The 18,682-nt window shown below is 65.8% G+C and carries 31 protein-coding genes and 1 pseudogene; 30 read left to right on the plus strand and 2 right to left on the minus strand.

Translation table 11 applies throughout. From position 1 onward, the window contains the following. From tuf to VGU03_RS04880, 30 genes and pseudogenes are all read left to right on the plus strand, one after another. Positions 1-141, plus strand: a pseudogene (gene tuf, locus VGU03_RS04735) (elongation factor Tu); the annotation flags it as partial. Between the two features lie 387 nt (positions 142-528). Continuing rightward, positions 529-840 (plus strand): 30S ribosomal protein S10, encoded by a 312-nt coding sequence (gene rpsJ, locus VGU03_RS04740; RefSeq protein WP_014402136.1) that lies wholly within the window; start codon positions 529-531, stop codon positions 838-840. A gap of 20 nt (positions 841-860) precedes the next feature. Then, positions 861-1,502, plus strand: a complete 642-nt coding sequence (gene rplC / locus VGU03_RS04745) for a 50S ribosomal protein L3 (protein WP_091340490.1) — start codon at positions 861-863, stop codon at positions 1,500-1,502. A gap of 11 nt (positions 1,503-1,513) precedes the next feature. Continuing rightward, a complete protein-coding gene (rplD, locus tag VGU03_RS04750) occupies positions 1,514-2,116 on the plus strand; it encodes a 50S ribosomal protein L4 (protein ID WP_327479053.1) in 603 nt (200 codons plus the stop codon). Continuing rightward, positions 2,113-2,406 (plus strand): 50S ribosomal protein L23, encoded by a 294-nt coding sequence (gene rplW, locus VGU03_RS04755; RefSeq protein ID WP_414655835.1) that lies wholly within the window; start codon positions 2,113-2,115, stop codon positions 2,404-2,406. The genes rplD and rplW overlap by 4 nt, the downstream gene beginning before the upstream one ends. Before the next feature lie 20 nt (positions 2,407-2,426). Continuing rightward, positions 2,427-3,248 (plus strand): 50S ribosomal protein L2, encoded by an 822-nt coding sequence (gene rplB / locus VGU03_RS04760; protein ID WP_327479054.1) that lies wholly within the window; start codon positions 2,427-2,429, stop codon positions 3,246-3,248. Positions 3,249-3,260: 12 nt separating this feature from the next. Beyond that, entirely contained in the window at positions 3,261-3,533 is a 273-nt protein-coding gene (gene rpsS, locus VGU03_RS04765; protein ID WP_056001708.1) for a 30S ribosomal protein S19, read from the plus strand. A gap of 1 nt (position 3,534) precedes the next feature. Next, complete coding sequence (rplV, locus tag VGU03_RS04770; RefSeq protein WP_181300981.1) at positions 3,535-3,870, plus strand: 50S ribosomal protein L22; 336 nt, start codon at positions 3,535-3,537, stop codon at positions 3,868-3,870. 14 nt (positions 3,871-3,884) lie between these two features. Continuing rightward, positions 3,885-4,634, plus strand: a complete 750-nt coding sequence (rpsC, locus tag VGU03_RS04775) for a 30S ribosomal protein S3 (RefSeq protein WP_327477242.1) — start codon at positions 3,885-3,887, stop codon at positions 4,632-4,634. Between the two features lie 11 nt (positions 4,635-4,645). Next, positions 4,646-5,059: a 50S ribosomal protein L16 gene (gene rplP, locus VGU03_RS04780; protein ID WP_327477240.1), complete on the plus strand. Its 414-nt coding sequence runs from the start codon at positions 4,646-4,648 to the stop codon at positions 5,057-5,059. Beyond that, positions 5,059-5,244: a 50S ribosomal protein L29 gene (gene rpmC / locus VGU03_RS04785; RefSeq protein ID WP_091340512.1), complete on the plus strand. Its 186-nt coding sequence runs from the start codon at positions 5,059-5,061 to the stop codon at positions 5,242-5,244. The genes rplP and rpmC overlap by 1 nt, the downstream gene beginning before the upstream one ends. Positions 5,245-5,256: 12 nt before the next feature. After that, positions 5,257-5,532 (plus strand): 30S ribosomal protein S17, encoded by a 276-nt coding sequence (gene rpsQ / locus VGU03_RS04790; protein ID WP_327477234.1) that lies wholly within the window; start codon positions 5,257-5,259, stop codon positions 5,530-5,532. A 13-nt stretch (positions 5,533-5,545) separates the two neighbouring features. Continuing rightward, a complete protein-coding gene (gene rplN / locus VGU03_RS04795) occupies positions 5,546-5,914 on the plus strand; it encodes a 50S ribosomal protein L14 (protein ID WP_014402147.1) in 369 nt (122 codons plus the stop codon). A 15-nt stretch (positions 5,915-5,929) separates the two neighbouring features. Further along, positions 5,930-6,244: a 50S ribosomal protein L24 gene (gene rplX, locus VGU03_RS04800; protein WP_327479055.1), complete on the plus strand. Its 315-nt coding sequence runs from the start codon at positions 5,930-5,932 to the stop codon at positions 6,242-6,244. Positions 6,245-6,256: 12 nt separating this feature from the next. After that, the gene (rplE, locus tag VGU03_RS04805) at positions 6,257-6,796 is read left to right on the plus strand and encodes a 50S ribosomal protein L5 (RefSeq protein WP_327477230.1); all 540 of its coding nucleotides are present in this window, start codon (positions 6,257-6,259) and stop codon (positions 6,794-6,796) included. Between the two features lie 32 nt (positions 6,797-6,828). After that, positions 6,829-7,134 carry a 30S ribosomal protein S14 gene (rpsN, locus tag VGU03_RS04810; protein ID WP_091340522.1) on the plus strand — a complete coding sequence of 102 codons (306 nt, stop codon included), beginning with the start codon at positions 6,829-6,831 and terminating at the stop codon, positions 7,132-7,134. 210 nt (positions 7,135-7,344) lie between these two features. Further along, positions 7,345-7,740: a 30S ribosomal protein S8 gene (rpsH, locus tag VGU03_RS04815; protein WP_327477226.1), complete on the plus strand. Its 396-nt coding sequence runs from the start codon at positions 7,345-7,347 to the stop codon at positions 7,738-7,740. A 9-nt stretch (positions 7,741-7,749) separates the two neighbouring features. Beyond that, positions 7,750-8,277, plus strand: coding sequence for a 50S ribosomal protein L6 (gene rplF, locus VGU03_RS04820; RefSeq protein ID WP_327479056.1), 528 nt, complete (start codon positions 7,750-7,752; stop codon positions 8,275-8,277). A gap of 103 nt (positions 8,278-8,380) precedes the next feature. Beyond that, positions 8,381-8,734, plus strand: coding sequence for a 50S ribosomal protein L18 (rplR, locus tag VGU03_RS04825; protein ID WP_327479057.1), 354 nt, complete (start codon positions 8,381-8,383; stop codon positions 8,732-8,734). Between the two features lie 156 nt (positions 8,735-8,890). Beyond that, complete coding sequence (gene rpsE / locus VGU03_RS04830; RefSeq protein ID WP_327477221.1) at positions 8,891-9,400, plus strand: 30S ribosomal protein S5; 510 nt, start codon at positions 8,891-8,893, stop codon at positions 9,398-9,400. After that, positions 9,393-9,590 (plus strand): 50S ribosomal protein L30, encoded by a 198-nt coding sequence (gene rpmD, locus VGU03_RS04835; RefSeq protein WP_209619607.1) that lies wholly within the window; start codon positions 9,393-9,395, stop codon positions 9,588-9,590. Before rpsE ends, rpmD begins: the two co-directional genes overlap by 8 nt. A gap of 5 nt (positions 9,591-9,595) precedes the next feature. Beyond that, complete coding sequence (gene rplO, locus VGU03_RS04840) at positions 9,596-10,027, plus strand: 50S ribosomal protein L15 (protein ID WP_327479058.1); 432 nt, start codon at positions 9,596-9,598, stop codon at positions 10,025-10,027. Between the two features lie 4 nt (positions 10,028-10,031). Then, the gene (gene secY, locus VGU03_RS04845) at positions 10,032-11,357 is read left to right on the plus strand and encodes a preprotein translocase subunit SecY (RefSeq protein ID WP_327479059.1); all 1,326 of its coding nucleotides are present in this window, start codon (positions 10,032-10,034) and stop codon (positions 11,355-11,357) included. Between the two features lie 132 nt (positions 11,358-11,489). Beyond that, a complete protein-coding gene (gene rpsM, locus VGU03_RS04850) occupies positions 11,490-11,846 on the plus strand; it encodes a 30S ribosomal protein S13 (protein WP_209619614.1) in 357 nt (118 codons plus the stop codon). A gap of 12 nt (positions 11,847-11,858) precedes the next feature. After that, positions 11,859-12,245: a 30S ribosomal protein S11 gene (gene rpsK / locus VGU03_RS04855; RefSeq protein WP_007513384.1), complete on the plus strand. Its 387-nt coding sequence runs from the start codon at positions 11,859-11,861 to the stop codon at positions 12,243-12,245. 10 nt (positions 12,246-12,255) lie between these two features. Then, entirely contained in the window at positions 12,256-12,882 is a 627-nt protein-coding gene (rpsD, locus tag VGU03_RS04860; protein WP_327479060.1) for a 30S ribosomal protein S4, read from the plus strand. A 15-nt stretch (positions 12,883-12,897) separates the two neighbouring features. Then, positions 12,898-13,896 carry a DNA-directed RNA polymerase subunit alpha gene (locus VGU03_RS04865; protein ID WP_327479061.1) on the plus strand — a complete coding sequence of 333 codons (999 nt, stop codon included), beginning with the start codon at positions 12,898-12,900 and terminating at the stop codon, positions 13,894-13,896. Between the two features lie 264 nt (positions 13,897-14,160). Continuing rightward, the gene (gene rplQ, locus VGU03_RS04870; protein WP_327479062.1) at positions 14,161-14,547 is read left to right on the plus strand and encodes a 50S ribosomal protein L17; all 387 of its coding nucleotides are present in this window, start codon (positions 14,161-14,163) and stop codon (positions 14,545-14,547) included. 143 nt (positions 14,548-14,690) lie between these two features. Beyond that, entirely contained in the window at positions 14,691-15,191 is a 501-nt protein-coding gene (locus VGU03_RS04875) for a disulfide bond formation protein B (RefSeq protein ID WP_327479063.1), read from the plus strand. A gap of 15 nt (positions 15,192-15,206) precedes the next feature. Then, entirely contained in the window at positions 15,207-16,580 is a 1,374-nt protein-coding gene (locus VGU03_RS04880) for a class II 3-deoxy-7-phosphoheptulonate synthase (protein ID WP_327479064.1), read from the plus strand. A gap of 292 nt (positions 16,581-16,872) precedes the next feature. On the opposite strand, the gene VGU03_RS04885 is transcribed toward VGU03_RS04880, so the two are convergent. Further along, positions 16,873-17,085 (minus strand): GDCCVxC domain-containing (seleno)protein, encoded by a 213-nt coding sequence (locus VGU03_RS04885; RefSeq protein WP_327479065.1) that lies wholly within the window; start codon positions 17,083-17,085, stop codon positions 16,873-16,875. Positions 17,086-17,089: 4 nt separating this feature from the next. Beyond that, positions 17,090-18,637 carry an amidase gene (locus VGU03_RS04890; protein WP_327479508.1) on the minus strand — a complete coding sequence of 516 codons (1,548 nt, stop codon included), beginning with the start codon at positions 18,635-18,637 and terminating at the stop codon, positions 17,090-17,092. Positions 18,638-18,682: the final 45 nt, after the last annotated feature.

Here is an 18,682-nt window from a genome sequence, read left to right on the forward strand (position 1 = left end):
GAGATGGTCATGCCGGGCGACAACATCAAGATGGTGGTGAGCCTGATCCACCCGATCGCGATGGACGAGGGCCTGCGCTTCGCCATCCGCGAAGGCGGCCGCACCGTCGGCGCCGGCGTGGTGGCCAAGGTCATCAAGTAAGACCCCTGGCGGCGGTCCCCCGGGCCGCCGCTTTTGCACAGATGCCGGCAAGACTGCTGGCATCGCGTGTGAGAAGGCTGCTATACTCGCTAGCTTGACGGCTCTGTGTTGCTCGGAGTCGCTACCGCGAAATGAGGTACAGGACGTACTTCGAGTTCGCAGGCCGGGAGGGCCCTCGCAACGTAACCCTGGGTCACAGATGACATTCTGTTGACCTTTGTTCGTTGCGCGACTTATAATTTTCTGTCTAGGCGAGCCGTTTGTGCTCGCCTAGCTTTTTCGCCCGACGCACCCAGGTGCATCGGGCGGCTTCAAAAGGGTTGTGCGGGGCGGTGAGAAGCCACCTCGGGACAAGCATTTGTTCTTTCGATAACAGGACACGGTTTTATGGCGAACCAGAAGATTCGCATCCGCCTCAAGGCGTTCGATCATCGTCTGATCGACCGCTCGGCCAGCGAGATCGTCGAGACGGCCAAGCGCACCGGCGCTACGGTGCTCGGCCCCATCCCGCTCCCGACCAAGATCGAGCGCTACACCATCCTGGTCTCGCCGCATGTCGATAAGGATGCGCGTGATCAGTACGAAACGCGCACCCACAAGCGTGTGCTCGACATCGTCGACCCCAACGACAAGACCGTGGACGCGCTCATGAAGCTTGACCTCGCCGCTGGCGTGGACGTCCAGATCAAGCTCGGCTGAGCGATAGACAGGATACGAAGATGAGTATCGGACTGGTTGGCCGCAAGTGCGGCATGAGCCGGCTCTTCACTGAAGACGGACGCTCGATTCCGGTGACGCTGATTGAAGCGACCCCGAACCGCGTCACCCAGCTGAAGACCGAAGACAACGATGGTTACACCGCGATCCAGGTCACTGCAGGCGTCAAGCGCGCTTCGCTGCTGACCCAGCCGGTGAAGGGCCACTACGCCAAGGCTAAGGTCGAGCCGGGCCGTGGTCTGTGGGAGTTCCGCGTCGCTGCCGAGGACCTCGGCAAGTACAGCGTCGGCGCCGAGATCAAGGCGGACGAGATCTTCTCGGCCGGCCAGATCGTCGACGTCGCCGGCGTCTCGAAGGGCAAGGGTTTCCAGGGCACCATCAAGCGCCACAACTTCTCGATGGGCGACGCGACGCACGGTAACTCGCTGTCGCATCGTGCGCCGGGTTCGATCGGCCAGCGCCAGACGCCGGGCCGCGTGTTCCCGGGCAAGAAGATGGCCGGCCACATGGGTGCAGTGAACCGCACGCAGCAGGGTCTGGAAGTGGTCAAGGTCGACGCCGAGCGTCACCTGATCGCGGTCAAGGGCGCCGTGCCGGGTGCGACCGGCGGCGACGTCGTGATCCGCCCGACCACCAAGGGTTGAGGAGAGACGCCATGGAACTGAATGTCATTGGCGCCAAGCCGCTCGCCGTGTCCGACGAAGTGTTCGGCACCGAGTTCAAGCAAGCCCTGATCCACCAGGTGGTGGTCGCGTACCAGGCCGGCGGTCGCGCCGGCACCAAGGCGCAGCTGTCGCGCGGTGAGCTGTCGGGCACCACCAAGAAGTTCAAGAAGCAGAAGGGCGGCGGCGCCCGTCACGGCGACTATCGCGCTCCGATCTTCGTCGGCGGCGGCGTCACCTTCGCGGCCAAGCCCCGCAGCTTCGAGCAGAAGGTCAACCGCAAGGCCTATCGCGTCGCGATTCGCTCGATCCTTTCCGAGCTGAACCGCCAGGACCGCCTGAAGGTGGTCGAAGGCTTCGGCATCGAGGAAGCCAAGACCAAGGCGATGGTCGCCAAGCTGGCCGAGCTGCAGGTCGCCGGTCGCGTGCTGCTGGTGTCCGAGGATGCCAACGAGGCGCTGTTCCTGGCCGCCCGCAACATCCCGTACCTGCACGTGGTCGACGTGATGGCGCTGAACCCGGTCAGCCTGGTCGGTTCCGACTACGTCGTAATGACCGCCGAGGCCGTGAAGAAGATCGAGGAATGGCTGGCATGAGCAACGAACGCATTCTCAACACGCTGCGTGCGCCGCACATCTCCGAGAAGTCCGCGCGCCTGGCCGAGAACAACCAGTACGTATTCGTGGTCGCCCCCGAGGCGACCAAGGCCGACGTCCGCGCGGCGGTGGAGCAGATGTTCGACGTCAAGGTCGAGCAGGTGAACCTCGTCAACGCCAAGGGCAAGGTCAAGTCCTTCCGTTTCCGCGCTGGCAGCCGCCAGGGCAAGCGCAAGGCCTACGTCCGCCTCGCCGATGGCCAGACCATCGACGTTTCGGCCAAGGCCTGAGCTCAAGGAGTTGAATTGAGATGGCACTGATCACTCACAAGCCGACCTCGCCGGGCCGCCGCGACTCTGTCAGCGTCCGCACCGAAGGCCTGCACAAGGGCGCGCCGTACGCGCCGTTGACCGAATCGCAGTCCAAGACCGGTGGCCGCAACCATTACGGTCGCATCACCACGCGTCATCGCGGTGGTGGCCACAAGCAGGCCTACCGCATCATCGACTTCAAGCGCGACAAGGAAGGCATCGCCGCCAAGGTCGAGCGCATCGAATACGATCCGAACCGCACCGCGCACATTGCGCTGCTGTGCTACGCCGACGGCGAGCGCCGCTACATCATCGCGCCCAAGGGCGTGCAGGTGGGCGACCGCCTGGTGTCCGGCTCCGACGCGCCGATCAAGGCCGGCAACAGCTTGCCGCTGCGCGCCATTCCGGTCGGTTCGACCATCCACTGCATCGAGATGAAGGCAGGCAAGGGCGCGCAGATCGCCCGCAGCGCCGGCGCCTCCGTGCAGCTGGTCGCCCGCGAGTCCGGCTATGCCACGCTGCGCCTGCGCTCCGGCGAGATGCGCCGCGTGCCGGTCGATTGCCGCGCCACCATCGGTGAAGTCGGCAACTCCGAGCACAGCCTGAAGAAGCTGGGCAAGGCCGGCGCCAACCGCTGGAAGGGCATCCGCCCGACCGTGCGCGGCGTGGTGATGAACCCGGTCGACCATCCGCACGGCGGTGGTGAAGGCCGTACCTCCGGCGGCCGTCATCCGGTCAGCCCGTGGGGCACGCCGACCAAGGGTTACAAGACCCGCAACAACAAGCGCACGCAGCAGTTCATCGTGCGTCGTCGCAAGTAACAGGAAACGATCATGCCGCGCTCCCTAAAGAAAGGTCCGTTCATCGACCTGCACCTCGCAAAGAAGGTGGAAGCCGCCGTTTCCGCCAACAACAAGCGTCCGATCAAGACCTGGTCGCGCCGCTCGATGATCCTGCCCGAAATGGTGGGCCTGACCATCGCCATCCACAACGGTCGCCAGCACGTGCCGGTGCTCGTCAACGAGAACATGGTCGGGCACAAGCTCGGCGAGTTCGCGGTGACCCGCACTTTCAAGGGCCACGGCGGCGACAAGAAGGGCAAGTAAGATGAGCACCGAAGCCAAAGCGATCCTGCGCAGCGCCCGCATCTCGGCTCAGAAGGCACGCCTGGTGGCTGACCTGGTCCGCGGCATGCCCGTGGGCCGCGCCAGCGACGTGCTCCAGTTCACCAACAAGAAGGCCGCTCACCTTGTCCGCAAGGTGCTGCTCTCGGCCGTCGCCAACGCCGAGAACAATCTCGGCGCCGACGTCGACGAGCTGAAGGTCTCGCGCATCTTCGTGGACGAAGGTCCGGCGATGAAGCGCATGTATGCCCGCGCCAAGGGTCGCGGTTCGCGCATCCTGAAGCGCACCAGCCACATCACCGTGGTCGTCGGCGAGTAAGAGGACAGAAGACGATGGGTCATAAAGTTCATCCCACCGGTATCCGCCTCGGCATCGCCAAGGACTGGAATTCGAAGTGGTACGCCAACAAGGGCGAGTACGCCAAGTATCTCGCGGCTGACCTCAAGGTCCGCGAGATGCTGCGCAAGAAGCTGGCGCAGGCCGGCATCTCCAAGATCCAGATCGAGCGTCCGGCCAAGACCGCCCGCGTGACGATCCACACCGCCCGGCCGGGCGTGGTGATCGGCAAGAAGGGCGAGGACATCGAGAAGCTGCGCAAGGAAGTGTCCGACATGATGGGCGTCCCGGCGCACATCAACGTCAACGAAGTGCGCAAGCCCGAGCTCGACGCGCAGCTGGTGGCCGAGTCGATCGCCCAGCAGCTGGAGCGCCGCATCATGTTCCGCCGCGCCATGAAGCGTGCGGTCGGCAACGCGATGCGCCTGGGCGCGCTGGGCATCAAGATCAACGTGTCCGGCCGACTGAACGGTGCCGAGATCGCGCGCTCCGAGTGGAGCCGCGAGGGCCGCGTGCCGCTGCACACCCTGCGTGCCGACATCGACTACGGCTTTGCCGAGGCGAAGACCACCTACGGCATCATCGGCATCAAGGTGTGGGTCTACAAGGGCGAGATCTTCGACCTGGCGGCGGCGTCGCAGGAGTCGAAGGACGAGCAGTCGCAGCCGCGCCGCGAAGGTGGCGAGGGTCGTCGTGAATCGCGTCGCGAGGGCGGTGAAGGCCGCCGCGAGCGGACGGCGAAGTAAGGAGAGTTGCCATGTTGCAACCGAAGCGAACCAAATTCCGCAAGCAGTTCAAGGGCCGCAACGATGGCCTGGCGCAGTGCGCCAACCTCGTCAGCTTTGGCGAGTACGGCCTGAAGGCGACCACCCATGGCGCGTTGACCGCGCGCCAGATCGAGGCCGGCCGTCGTTGCATCACCCGTTTCGTCAAGCGTGGCGGCAAGCTGTGGATCCGCGTGTTCCCGGACAAGCCGATCACCAAGAAGCCCATCGAAGTGCGTATGGGCGCCGGCAAGGGCGGCGTCGAGTTCTGGGTCGCCCCGATCCAGCCGGGCCGCATGCTCTATGAAATCGAGGGTATCGACGAGGCTACGGCGCGCGAGGCGTTCCGCCTGGCCGCCGCCAAGCTCTCCGTGCAGACCCAATTCGTGACCCGGGCGGTGATGTGATGGCCACCAACGATCTGAACACCAAGTCGGCCGACGAGCTGAAGCAGCACCTGCTGGACCTGCGCAAGGAGCAGTTCAACCTGCGCATGCAGAAGGGTACCGGCCAGCTCAGCCAGCCGCACCAGCTGCGCCGCGTCCGGCGCGACATCGCCCGCACGAAGTTCGTGCTCGGCACGAAGAAGTAAGGGACCGCCGACATGAGCGACAACCAGAACACCGCTGCCAAGAGCGGGGCGCGCACCCTCGAGGGTCGCGTCATCAGCAACAAGATGAACAAGACGGTCACCGTCCTGATCGAGCGCCAGGTGCAGCACGGCCTGCTGGGCAAGATCATCCGCCGGTCGACCAAGCTGCACGCGCAGGACGACCTGGGTGCGAACGAGGGCGACCTCGTGCGCATCGCCGAGTGCCGTCCGCTGTCCAAGACCAAGCATCACCGCGTGGTCGAAATCGTCACGCGCGCGGCCGTCTGAGGAGGGTGCAGACATGATCCAGATGCAGAGCACGCTTTCCGCGGCCGACAACAGCGGCGCCAAGGAACTTATGTGCATCAAGGTGCTCGGCGGCTCGCACCGCCGCTACGCCGCGATCGGTGACGTGATCAAGGTCACCGTGAAGGATGCCATTCCGCGCGGCAAGGTGAAGAAGGGCGAGGTCTACAACGCCGTGGTGGTGCGTACCGCCAAGGGCGTGCGTCGCCCCGATGGCTCGCTGATCCGTTTCGACGGCAATGCAGCGGTCCTCCTCAACAACAAGCTCGAGCCGATCGGCACCCGTATCTTCGGGCCGGTGACGCGTGAGCTGCGCGGCGAGAAGTTCATGAAGATCGTCTCCCTCGCGCCCGAAGTGCTTTGAGCGGAGATAAGAACCATGAACCGTATCCGCAAGGGTGATCAGGTCCTCGTGATCGCCGGCAAGAACAAGGGCCAGCGCGGCGATGTGCTGCGCGTGGATGGCGATCGCGTGTTCGTCTCCAACGTGAACATCGTCAAGCGCCACACCAAGCCGAACCCGCAGGCCAACCAGGCCGGCGGCATCGTCGAGCGCGAGGCCTCGATCCACATCTCCAATGTGCAGCCGTTCAACCCCGCCACGGGCAAGGGTGAGCGCGTGGGTGCCAAGACGCTCTCCGATGGGCGCAAGGTCCGCGTGTTCCGCTCCAACGGCGAACAGCTGGACGCGTAAGGAACAAATGTCATGACGCGCCTTGAGAAGATTTACAAAGAGCAAGTCGTGCCGAAGCTCACCGAGCGGTTCGGCTACGAGAACGTGATGCAGGTTCCGCGCATCACCAAGATCACCCTGAACATGGGTGTGGGCGAGGCTGCCGGCAACAAGAAGATTCTTGAGAACGCCGTGGCCGACATGACCAAGATCGCCGGTCAGAAGCCGATCACGACCAAGGCGCGCGTGTCCGTGGCCTCGTTCAAGATCCGCGACGGCTGGCCGATCGGCTGCAAGGTCACCCTGCGCCGCGCCAACATGTGGGAATTCCTGGACCGCCTGATCAACATCTCGCTGCCGCGTACCCGCGACTTCCGCGGTGTCTCCGGCCGTGCCTTCGATGGCCGTGGCAATTACAACTTCGGCATCAAGGAACAGATCATCTTCCCGGAAATCGACTTCGACGCGATCGACGCGATGCGTGGCATGGACATCTCCATCACCACCACCGCCAAGACCGACGAAGAGGCCAAGGCGCTGCTGGAAGCCTTCAGCTTCCCGTTCCGCAACTGACGCGCGCCGCCCCTTAAGAGCGAGAGAAACACATGGCAAAGACCTCGATGGTCAACCGCGACATCAAGCGGACCAAGCTCGTCAAGAAGTACGCCGCCAAGCGCGCCGAACTGAAGGCGATCGTGCTGAACCCGAACGCTTCGTACGACGAGAAGATGGACGCGCAGTCGAAGCTGCAGAAGCTGCCGCGCGACGCCAGCCCGGTGCGCCAGCGCAACCGCTGCGAGCTGTCCGGTCGTCCGCGTGGCGTGTACCGCAAGTTCGGCCTGGGCCGCAACAAGCTGCGCGAAGCCACCATGCGCGGCGACGTGCCGGGTCTGCGCAAGGCCAGCTGGTAAAACCCAAGGGAAGGGCGCCTCGGCGCCCGCCCGCATCCAACGGCAGGCCGCGCTGGCCTGCCGGTGCATATTTCGCACGGATATTCGCTTGACCGGAAAAAGCTGCTATAGTCGTCCGTCTGCTCAAAGCAGACAGGCGGTGAATGGCCGCCTCACAACTTAGAAGATTTCCGGTTACTCGGATATCGGTGCACTCTGAAGGATGTTTTCATGAGCATGACTGATCCCATCGCCGATCTGTTTACGCGTATCCGCAATGCCCAGCTCACGGGCAAGCAGGCCGTAAGCATGCCGTCGTCGAAGCTGAAGTTGGCGATCGCCAACCTCCTCAAGAACGAGGGCTACATCCTCGACGCCAAGACTTCCGATGCGGAAGGCAAGCCGGTGCTCGAGATCAAGCTCAAGTATTTCGAAGGCCGCCCGGCCATCGAGGCCATTTCCCGTGTCTCCCGCTCCGGCCTGCGCGTGTATCGCGGCAAGGACGAGCTGCCGAAGGTGCTCGGCGGCATGGGTATCTCGATCATCTCGACTTCCGCCGGTCTGATGACCGATGCGCAGGCCCGCGCGCGCGGCCTGGGCGGCGAAGTCATCGGCCAAGTGGCGTAAGGAGTTCGCATGTCCCGCGTTGCCAAGAAACCGATCAACCTGCCCAAGGGCGTGGAACTGAAGTCCGATGCCAATGGCATCTCCGTCAAGGGCCCGAAGGGCACGCTGTCGGTGCACGCACTGCCTGGCGTGTCGGTGGCCGTCAATGACGGCGTCGCCAACATCGCCCTCGCCGATGGCGCCGACGACAAGTTCGGCGGTACCGCGCGCGCCCTCCTGGCCAACATGGTCAGGGGCGTTTCCGAAGGCTACGAGCGCAAGCTGGAGCTGGTCGGCGTGGGTTACCGCGCCTCGATGGCCGGCAAGGCGTTGAACCTGAGCCTGGGCTTCTCGCATCCGGTCGTGTTCAACGCTCCGGAAGGCATCACGCTCGAAACCCCGTCGCAGACCGAGATCCTGATCAAGGGTTCGGACAAGCAGCGCGTCGGCGAAGTTGCCGCCAAGATCCGCGCGTTCCGTCCGCCGGAGCCCTACAAGGGCAAGGGCGTGCGCTACGCCGGCGAGAAGATCACCCTGAAGGAAGCCAAGAAGGCCTGAGTAGTTAGTACGCAGTCCCTGCGTGTAGAAGCCGCCATCCATGGCGGCACTCTTCACAAAGAGCCACTAGCTATTTGCCGATCCGCTTCTAGGAAACAGACAGATGAACAAGAACGAATCCCGCCTGCGTCGCGCCAAGTCCACGCGAGCCCATATCCGCAAGCTCGCCGTGGCGCGCCTGTCGGTGCACCGCACCGGCCAGCATCTCTACGCCCAGGTGTTCGATGCCTCCGGCGCCAAGGTGGTGGCGGCCGCCTCCACCGTGCAGAAGTCGGTGGCCGAAGGCCTGAAGGGCACGAAGAACCTGGCTGCCGCCGCGGCGGTGGGCAAGGCGGTGGCCGAGCGCGCGCTCGCCGCCGGCATCGAGTCGGTCGCCTTCGACCGCTCCGGTTTCCGCTATCACGGCCGCATCCAGGCGTTGGCCGATGCAGCGCGTGAAGCGGGTCTGAAGTTCTGACGTGTAAATCGGGAATTGGGAAATAGGGAATCGTAAGAAGCGCTGCTCGGCTTCGATTCACCATCGACCATTCCCGATTCACGGCTCCACAAACAACAACAAGCGGCCCAGCCGCAAGCAAAAGTCCCGGATGGTCCGGGCATACGGAAACGAACAATGTCTTCTACCGATCGCGAAAATTCCGACGGCCTGCTCGAGAAGTTGATCGCCGTCAACCGCGTGGCCAAGACCGTCAAGGGTGGCCGCCAGATGAGCTTCACCGCGCTGACCGTCGTCGGCGACGGCGAGGGCAAGGTCGGCTTCGGCTATGGCAAGGCGCGCGAAGTGCCGGTCGCCATTTCCAAGGCCATGGACCGCGCCCGCCGCAACATGGTGAGCATCGACCTGAACAACGGCACCCTGTGGTACGCCATCAAGGCCAACCACGGCGCGGCTCGCGTGTTCATGCAGCCGGCTTCCGAAGGTACCGGCGTGATCGCCGGCGGCGCGATGCGCGCCGTACTGGAAGTGGTCGGCGTCAAGAACGTGTTGGCCAAGGCGGTCGGTTCGCGCAACCCGATCAACCTGGTGCGCGCCACCATCAAGGGCCTGCAGGCGATCGCCTCGCCCAAGCGCATCGCCGCGAAGCGTGGCAAGACCGTGGAAGAGGTGATGGGCAATGGCTAAGAACAACGACACCGCCGCCACCGTGCGCGTGCGCCTGGTCAAGGGCCTGCGCGGCGTGCAGGGGCGTCATCGCCTGAGCGTCAAGGCGCTGGGCCTGAACAAGCTCAACGATGTCCGTGAACTGAAGGACAGCCCGCAGGTGCGTGGCCTGATCAACACGGTCTACTACCTGGTCCGGGTCGAGGAGTAATCATCATGCGTCTCAACGACATCAAGCCGGCTGCCGGTTCGCGCAAGACGCGCCTGCGCGTCGGTCGCGGCATCGGTTCGGGTCTTGGCAAGACTGCCGGCCGCGGCCACAAGGGCCAGCACGCCCGCGCCGGCGGCACCCACAAGTTCGGCTTCGAAGGCGGCCAGATGCCGCTGCAGCGGCGCCTGCCCAAGGTCGGCTTCCGCTCCAAGAAGAAGGCCGAGAGCCAGGAAGTGTTCCTGTATCAGCTGGCCAACCTGAAGGTGGACGTGATCGACCCGATCGCGCTGCACCAGGCTGGCTTGGTGGACAGCAAGGCCAAGAAAATCAAGGTCGTCGCCAAGGGCGAGATCGGCCGTGCGGTGAAGCTCTCCGGCGTGCTCGCCACGGCCGGCGCCAAGGCGGCCATCGAGGCCGCCGGCGGCAGCGTGGAGTAAGACGGTGGCGCAAGCCCAGGGCAATGCGCTCGGTGCGCTCGGCAAGCTGACGGAACTCCGCCAGCGCATCTTCTTCGTGATCGGTGCGCTGGTCGTCTTCCGTCTCGGCTCGTTCATCCCGGTGCCGGGCGTCAACCCGGAAGCCATGACCCGGCTGATCCAGGGCGGCGGCGGCCTGCTGAACATGTTCAACATGTTCTCGGGTGGTTCGTTGCAGCGCTTCTCGGTGTTCGCGCTCGGCGTGGTGCCTTACATCTCCGCATCGATCGTGGTGCAGATGATGGGTTCGGTGGTGCCGAGCCTGCAGGCGCTGCGCAAGGAAGGCGAGGCCGGTCGTCGCACGATGACCATGTACACGCGCTTCGGCACGGTAGGTCTCTCGGCGTTCCAGGCGTTCGGCATCGCCGCGGCGCTGCAGACGCAGACGGCCGCCGGCGGCGCCTCGGTGGTGTACACCCCGGGTTTCGGCTTCATCCTGGCGTCGGTGGTGGGCTTGACGGCCGGCTCGATGTTCCTGATGTGGCTGGGCGAACAGATCACCGAGCGCGGCATCGGCAACGGTATCTCGCTGCTGATCTTCGCCGGCATCGTGGCGGGCTTGCCAGGCGCTGTCTCCAGCACCCTGGGAATGGCCAGCAACGGCGAGTTGTCGGTGTTGAAGCTGATCCTGGTGGTGGTGGTGATTCTGGCGGTGACGGCCTTCGTGGTGTTCATGGAGCGTGCGCAGCGGCGCATCACCGTGAACTATGCGCGGCGGTCGGGTGGCCAGCGCGCGTACATGAACCAGACCTCGCACCTGCCGCTGAAGATCAACATGTCGGGCGTGATCCCGCCGATCTTCGCCTCGAGCCTGCTGATGTTCCCGGCGACCGCGGTGAGCTGGTTCGGCGCCGGCCATCAGTCACGCTGGCTGCAGAGCCTGACCCAGGCGATCGCGCCGGGCCAGCCGCTGTACGAGATCATCTACGCGGTGCTGGTGATCGTGTTCGCCTTCTTCTACACGGCGATCGTCTTCAACTCGCAGGAAACGGCCGACAACCTCAAGCGGTCGGGTGCGCTGATCCCGGGCATCCGTCCGGGCCGGGCGACCGGGGAATACATCGACGGCGTGATGACCAGGCTGACGGGCGTGGGCGCGATCTACCTGGTGCTGGTGTGCCTGGTGCCGACGTTCCTGCAGAACTACTGGCACGTACCGTTCTATTTCGGCGGCACGTCTCTGCTCATCATCGTGGTGGTGGTGATGGACTTTACCGCCCAGGTGCAGGCGCATCTGGTCAGCCACCAGTACGAAAGTCTGCTCAAGAAGGCCAACCTCCGCCGCAACTAGTGGCTGCTGGGGCGAACGAGGTAGGTCACGTTGGAAGGCGGGCGGCATGGCGCCGCAGGGCTTTCCTGTTACGGTAATTCAGGTTAAAATTGCGCGTTTACCGCGCAAGAAACGCATCGGAGAAAGTACATCATGGCGCGCATCGCGGGTGTCAATTTGCCGGTCCACAAGCATGTGTGGGTCGGCCTGCAGAGCATCTACGGCATCGGCCGCAGCCGGGCCAAGAAGGTCTGCGCGGATGCCGGAGTGGTTCCGACCACGCCGATCAAATCCTTGAGCGAGGGCGAGGTGGAGAAGCTCCGCCACGAAATCGGCAAGTACGTCGTCGAAGGCGACCTCCGCCGCGAGGTGGGTATCGCCATCAAGCGCCTGATGGACCTGGGTTGCTATCGCGGCCTGCGCCACCGTCGTGGCCTGCCGGTGCGCGGTCAGCGCACGCGTACCAATGCGCGCACCCGCAAGGGCCCGCGTCGCGCGATCAAGAAGTAACGGACACCAATCATGGCCAAGCCTGTCAAGACCAAGAAGAAGATCAAGCGCGTCGTCACGGATGCCGTGGCCCACGTGCAGGCCTCCTTCAACAACACCATCGTCACCATCACCGACCGCCAGGGCAACGCGCTGTCGTGGGCGACTGCCGGCGGCGCGGGTTTCCGCGGTTCGCGCAAGTCCACCCCGTTCGCTGCCCAGGTCGCTGCCGAGAAGGCTGGCCGCGCGGCCGGCGACTACGGCGTGAAGACCGTGGAAGTGCGTATCAAGGGCCCCGGCCCGGGCCGCGAGTCGGCCGTGCGTTCGCTGAACGCGCTGGGCTACAAGGTCCTCAACATCATCGACGTCACGCCGATTCCGCATAACGGCTGCCGTCCCCCCAAGAAGCGTCGAGTCTAAGGAGTAACCCATGGCCCGTTATCGTGGAGCTACCTGCAAGCTCGCCCGCCGCGAGGGTGCGGATCTCAGCCTGAAGAGCCCGGCCCGCGCGCTGGACTCCAAGTGCAAGCTGGAGAACAAGCCCGGCCAGCATGGCGCCAACAAGCGCATGCGCATGTCCGACTACGCCGTCCAGCTGCGCGAGAAGCAGAAGGTCAAGCGCATCTACGGCGTGCTCGAGCGCCAGTTCAGCAACTACTACGCCAAGGCGTCGACCCTCAAGGGCAACACCGGCGAGAACCTGCTGCGCCTGCTCGAGAGCCGCCTGGACAACGTCGTCTACCGCATGGGTTTCGCGGTGACCCGCGCCCAGGCCCGCCAGCTGGTGAGCCACAAGGCGGTGCTGGTCAACGGCAAGAAGGTCAACATCCCCTCGTACCAGGTCAAGCCGGGTGACGAGGTCGCGCTGACCGAGCGCGCGCGCACCCAGCTGCGCGTGCAGGAAGCGGCGACCGTGTTCGACACCATGGACCTGCGTCCGATCTGGCTGGAAGTGGATGCGAAGAAGTTCGCCGGTACTTTCAAGTCGATGCCCGATCGCGGCGACCTGCCGTCGGACATCAACGAAGCCCTGATCGTCGAGCTGTATTCGAAGTAATTACCGGAGCCCTGCATGGCAGTTTCGTCAACTAGTGTGCTGCGGCCCCGTGGCCTCAGCGTCGAGCAGCTCGGAGCCAACCGCGCCAAGGTGGTGGTGGAGCCGCTCGAGCGTGGCTTCGGCCACACCCTGGGCAACGCGCTGCGCCGCGTGCTGCTCTCCTCGATTCCCGGCAGCGCCATCATCGAGGTGGAAATCGATGGCGTGCTGCACGAGTACACCACACTCGAGGGCCTGCAGGAGGACGTGATCGAAGTCCTGCTCAACCTCAAGGACGTGGCCATCCGCCAGCATTCGGGCGACGAGGTCACCCTGACCCTGTCCAAGAAGGGCAAGGGCGTGGTCACGGCCGGCGACATCGTCGTCGACCACTCGGTGGAAATCATCAACCCCGAGCACGTGATCTGCCACCTGACCAAGGACATCGCGCTCAACATGCGCCTGAAGGTGCGCCGCGGCGTCGGCTACCAGCCGGCCAGCGCGCGCCAGCATCCGGACGACGAAGCGCGTCCGATCGGTCGCCTGCAGCTCGATGCCTCCTTCGCTCCGGTGCTGCGCGTGGCCTACGAGGTCGACGCGGCCCGTGTGGAGCAGCGCACGAACCTCGACAAGCTCGTGCTCGACATCGAGACCAACGGCACCATCGGCGCCGAGGACGCGGTCCGCAAGGCCGCCGAGATCCTCAACGACCAGCTGTCGGTGTTCGGCGACTTCTCGCGCCGCGAGAGCGCGTCGGACAAGGCGGAGAAGGGCGGTTTCGATCCGCTGCTGCTGCGCCCGATCGACGACCTGGAGCTGACCGTGCGTTCGGCCAACTGCCTGAAGGCCGAGAGCATCTACTACATCGGCGACCTGGTGCAGAAGACCGAGGTCGAGCTGCTCAAGACCCCGAATCTGGGCAAGAAGTCGCTCACCGAGATCAAGGACGTGCTCGGTTCGCGCGGCCTGGCCCTCGGCATGAAGCTCGAGAACTGGCCGCCGCCGGGCCTGTCGCACGGCATGCAGCTGGGTTGATGTTTGCGGCGGCGATCGAAGGATCGCCGCCGAAGTTTCAGGCTGGCGGAATCGCCAGACGCCTTTTGGAGCAGCCCTCTTGGCTGCCCGGTGATGGGCCTCGCTGGCCCAGCGGTCCTCTGGGCCGCCAGAGCAATAGACGGCCATCGATGGCCGCACTTCTCACGAGGGCCTGTTGTGAAAGGGCCCGGAACAGCGGGTAACCGCGGGAAGCCGGACACAACCGCCGGCTTTTCATAACAACAGACAGAGAGAGTTCTTCCCATGCGCCACCAGAAATCGGGCCGCAAGCTCAACCGCACCAGCTCGCACCGCGAAGCGATGTTCAAGAACATGGCCGCCTCGCTGATCAAGCACGAGCTGATCCGCACCACCCTGCCCAAGGCCAAGGAACTGCGCCGTGTCGCCGAGCCGCTGATCACGCTGGCCAAGGTCGACGGCGTCGCCAACCGCCGCCTCGCCTTTGCGCGCCTGCGCGACAAGGAAGCGGTCGGCAAGCTGTTCGTCGAGCTGGGCCCGCGCTACCAGCAGCGCCCCGGCGGTTACCTGCGCATCCTCAAGTGCGGCTTCCGCGCCGGCGACAATGCGCCGATGGCTTACGTCGAGCTGGTCGATCGCCCGCAGACGGCTGCCGCCGCGGACGCCGAGTAAGCATCGCACGTACGGGCGTCCAGACGTCCAAACGACCAACCCCGGCCGGGCGACCTGCCGGGGTTTTTCGTTTTCCGGCGATGTTTGCTGACAGCGGGCGAGCAAGCGGGTAATGTCGACTTTCCGCAACGCAACATGCCGCCATGAATCCTCTGCACTGGTCCTACCGCGTCAGCTTCCTCGTGGGCTTCCTGGTTTGCGTGGCCTTGCTGGGCTTTGCGCTGTATACCGAGTACGCGTGGGGGCTGACTCCTTGCCCGCTGTGCATCTTCCAGCGCATCGGCTTCCTGGTGATGGCGTTGTTCTTCCTGGTCGGCGCACTGCACGGGCCGCGCCGCGGCCTGCGTTGGGTCTATGTCGGCGGCGTATGGCTGGGCGCGCTGTGGGGCATCGCCGTGGCCGGACGGCATCTCTGGATCCAGTCGCTGCCGGCCGACCAGGTGCCCTCGTGCGGGCCGCCGCTCGATTACATGTTCGACGCCTTCCCGTTCGCGCAGGTGTTGCGCATGGTGTTCACCGGCTCGGGCGAGTGCGCCAAGGTCGAGCCGGTGCTCGGCCTGCCGATGCCCGCCTGGACCCTGCTTTGGTTCGTAGCGCTGGCGGTGCTCGCGCTCGCGGCGGCGCTGCGCCGTCGTACCGTCTGATTGCGAGGATCGACCGTGAACGATCGCCCGATTCCCTTGGCCGGCTCGCCCGGTGCCTGGACGCCTGCCTCCTGGCAACAGCGCGTGGCGCTGCAGCAACCGCATTACGAGGATCCCGCCGAACTGGCCCAGGCCACCGCCCGGCTCGCCGCGCTGCCGCCGCTGGTCACCTCCTGGGAGGTGCTCGCGCTCAAGCAGGCACTGGCCGAGGCACAGGATGGCCAGCGCTTCCTGCTGCAGGGTGGTGATTGCGCGGAAAGCTTTGCCGATTGCACCAGCCCGGTCATTTCCAACCGGCTGAAGGTACTGCTGCAGATGAGCCTGGTGCTGGTGCACGGTCTCAAGCGGCCGGTGCTGCGCGTGGGCCGCTTTGCGGGGCAGTACGCCAAGCCCCGCTCGGCCGACACCGAGACGCGCGGGGACGTGACGCTGCCGAGTTTCCGCGGCGACGTGGTGAACGACCCGGCATTCACCGCCGAAGCGCGGCGTGCCGACCCGCAGCGGCTGATCCAGGCGCACGCGCATTCGGCGCTGACGATGAACTTCGTGCGCGCACTGATCGACGGCGGTTTCGCCGACCTGCATCACCCCGAATACTGGGATCTGGCCTGGGTCGAACATTCGCCGCTGGCCGCCGAATACCGCCGCATGGTCGCCGCGATCGGCGATTCGCTGCGCTTCATGGAAACCCTGGCCGGCCCGATCGCCAGCTTCTCGCGGGTGGATTTCTTCACCTCGCACGAAGCGCTGCTGCTGCACTACGAGGAGGCGCTCACCCGGCAGGTGCCGCGCAATCCGGGCTGGTTCAACCTGTCCACTCATTTCCCCTGGATCGGCATGCGCACGGCGGCGCTGGATGGCGCGCACGTGGAGTACTTCCGCGGCATCCGCAATCCGATCGCGGTGAAAGTCGGGCCGTCGGTTACCCCCGAGCAGCTGCTGCCGCTGATCGACGCACTCAACCCGCAGGACGAACCGGGCCGGCTGACCCTGATCCATCGCATGGGCCACGGCGACATCGCCCGCGCGCTGCCGCCGTTGCTCGAGGCGGTCCGGCGCGAGGGGCGGCGCGTTCTGTGGGTGGCCGATCCGATGCACGGCAACACCGAGAGCACCTCCAACGGCTACAAGACGCGGCGCTTCGACAACATCCGGGGCGAGCTGGACCAGGCCTTCGACATCCATGCGGCGGCCGGCACGCGCCTGGGCGGCGTGCACCTGGAGCTGACCGGCGAGGATGTCACCGAGTGCATGGGCGGGGCCCGCGACCTGTCCGAGGCGGACCTGAAGCGCGCCTACAAGTCCATGGTCGATCCGCGGCTCAACTACGAGCAATCGCTGGAGCTGGCGATGCTGATCGTGCGCAAGTCCGCGGCCTCGACCGTCTGAACTCGCCCGTTCGGGGAGCATGCAGGCGCCGCAGCAGCTGCGGATAACGCGCCCGCCGGTGATGGCGACCCGCGAGAGACTTCTCCGCATAACCTGCCGGCTGCGCCTGGTCGTCGGCGAGCCGGTCGCGTTCGCGATGCGCCGGGTAATGGCCCGCCGTTGAGGTAAGGCACGTTGCCGCGCAGTCGACGCGATCGCCAGGCAGGACGACCATGCGTTTCAGCAGCCGCTCGCCGGTCGGCCGAGTCGATGATCACGATGTCGCCGTGCTGCGGCTCGGCCAGCCTGTGGCCTATCCGCAGCACCCGCGCTCGGCCTGCACCGGTGGACAGGGCACGTCGCCGTACGAGCAGAACACGCAGCAGTCGCCGGGCCTGGGCTTGAGCAGCGCGCCGCAGGCGGGGCAGTCGTGGAAGAACAGGCAGGCATCGGTCGGCATGGTTTCTGCCGACCGGTGCCCGCACTGCGGGCAGGTCAACGTGCTTTGCAGGCACGGCTCACGCATGGGGTCAGGGCGAGGTCGCGACCGGCTTGCCGCCGACCGTGTCGAGGAAGCGCGGCGCCTGCCACGCCCTGGCGTGCTGTTCGAAGCCGTAGGCGATCGAGATCAGCTTGGGCTCGCTCCACTTGGCGCCGAACAGCACGATGCCCACCGGCAGGTCGTGGGCGAAGCCGGCCGGGACGGTGATCGACGGGTAGCCCGCGACCGCCGCCGGCTGCGAGGCGCCGCCCACGGTCGGATCGCCGCTGACGACGTGGTCGCCGAGCACCAGATCGGTGACGAACGCCGGCCCCCACGACGGGGCCAGCAAGGCGTCCAGATGATCCTTGGCCAGCGCCGCGTCGATGCCCTCGGGGCCGGCGAACCGCTTGGCCTTGGCCTGTGCGTCGATGTACTTCTGCTCGGTGAGCGGGCCGCGCGCCTGCGCTTCCTCGAACAGCTCCTGGCCGAACCAGGTCATCTCCTGCGCCGCGTGGGCCTTGTCGAAGGCGATCAGGTCGGCCAGCGACTTCACCTTCAGGTTGGGCCGGGTGGCGAGGTAGGCGTCGATGTCGTGCTTGAACTCATAGGACAGCACGGTGAGCTCCGGCCTGCCCAGGTCGCCCAGATGGGGCACAGTAACCGGATCGACGATGACCGCGCCTTGCGCCTTCATCAGTGCGATCGCCCGCTCCAGCACGCGGTCGGCGTTGGGTTCGGCGCCGGCCAGCTGGCGCACGACGCCGATGCGCTTGCCCCTGAGGCCGTTCGGGTCGAGGAAGCGGGTGTAATCGGTCGCATGCCGGTCTGCTTCGGCGGTGGCCGGATCGCGCGGGTCGCTGCCGGCGATCACGCTGAGCAGTGCCGCCGCGTCCGCCACGCTGCGCGCCATCGGGCCGGCGGTGTCCTGGCTGTGCGCGATCGGCACGATGCCGCTGCGGCTGACCAGGCCCAGCGTGGGCTTGAGGCCGACGATGCCGTTGCTTGCCGCGGGGCAGATGATCGAGCCGTCGGTCTCGGTGCCGATCGCCACCGTCACCAGGCCTGCCGCCACCGCCGCGCCGGAGCCTGCGCTCGACCCGCACGGGTTGCGGTCGAGCACATAGGGATTCCTGGTCTGCCCGCCGCGCCCGCTCCAGCCGCTGCTGGCATGGTTGGAGCGGTAGTTGGCCCATTCGCTCAGGTTGGTCTTGCCCAGCACCAGCGCGCCGGCCTTGCGCAGCCGTTCGACCAGGCCCGCGTCGCGCGGTGCCGGCGCGGCGGCCAGCGCCAGCGAGCCGGCGGTGGTGAGCATGCGGTCCCCGGTGTCGATGTTGTCCTTGAGCAGCACCGGGATGCCGTACAGCGGTCCGCGCTTGCCCTTGCTGCGGCTGGCATCCAGCGACGCGGCGAGTGTGAGCGCATCGGGGTTGGTCTGGATCACGGCGTGCAGCGTGGGGCCGGCCTGGTCGATCTGCTCGATGCGCTCGAGGAATTGACGCGCCAGCGTGCGGCTGTCCAGCGTGCCGGCGTCCATCTGCTGCTGCAGCTGGTCGATCGAGGCCCAGGCCAGCGGCGAAGCCGGTTGAGCGGCCATCGCCGGGGCGGCGAGCAGCAGGGTGAGGAACGGGGCAAGCTGGGC

Source organism: Frateuria sp. (assembly GCF_035944355.1).
GTDB lineage: Bacteria > Pseudomonadota > Gammaproteobacteria > Xanthomonadales > Rhodanobacteraceae > Frateuria_A.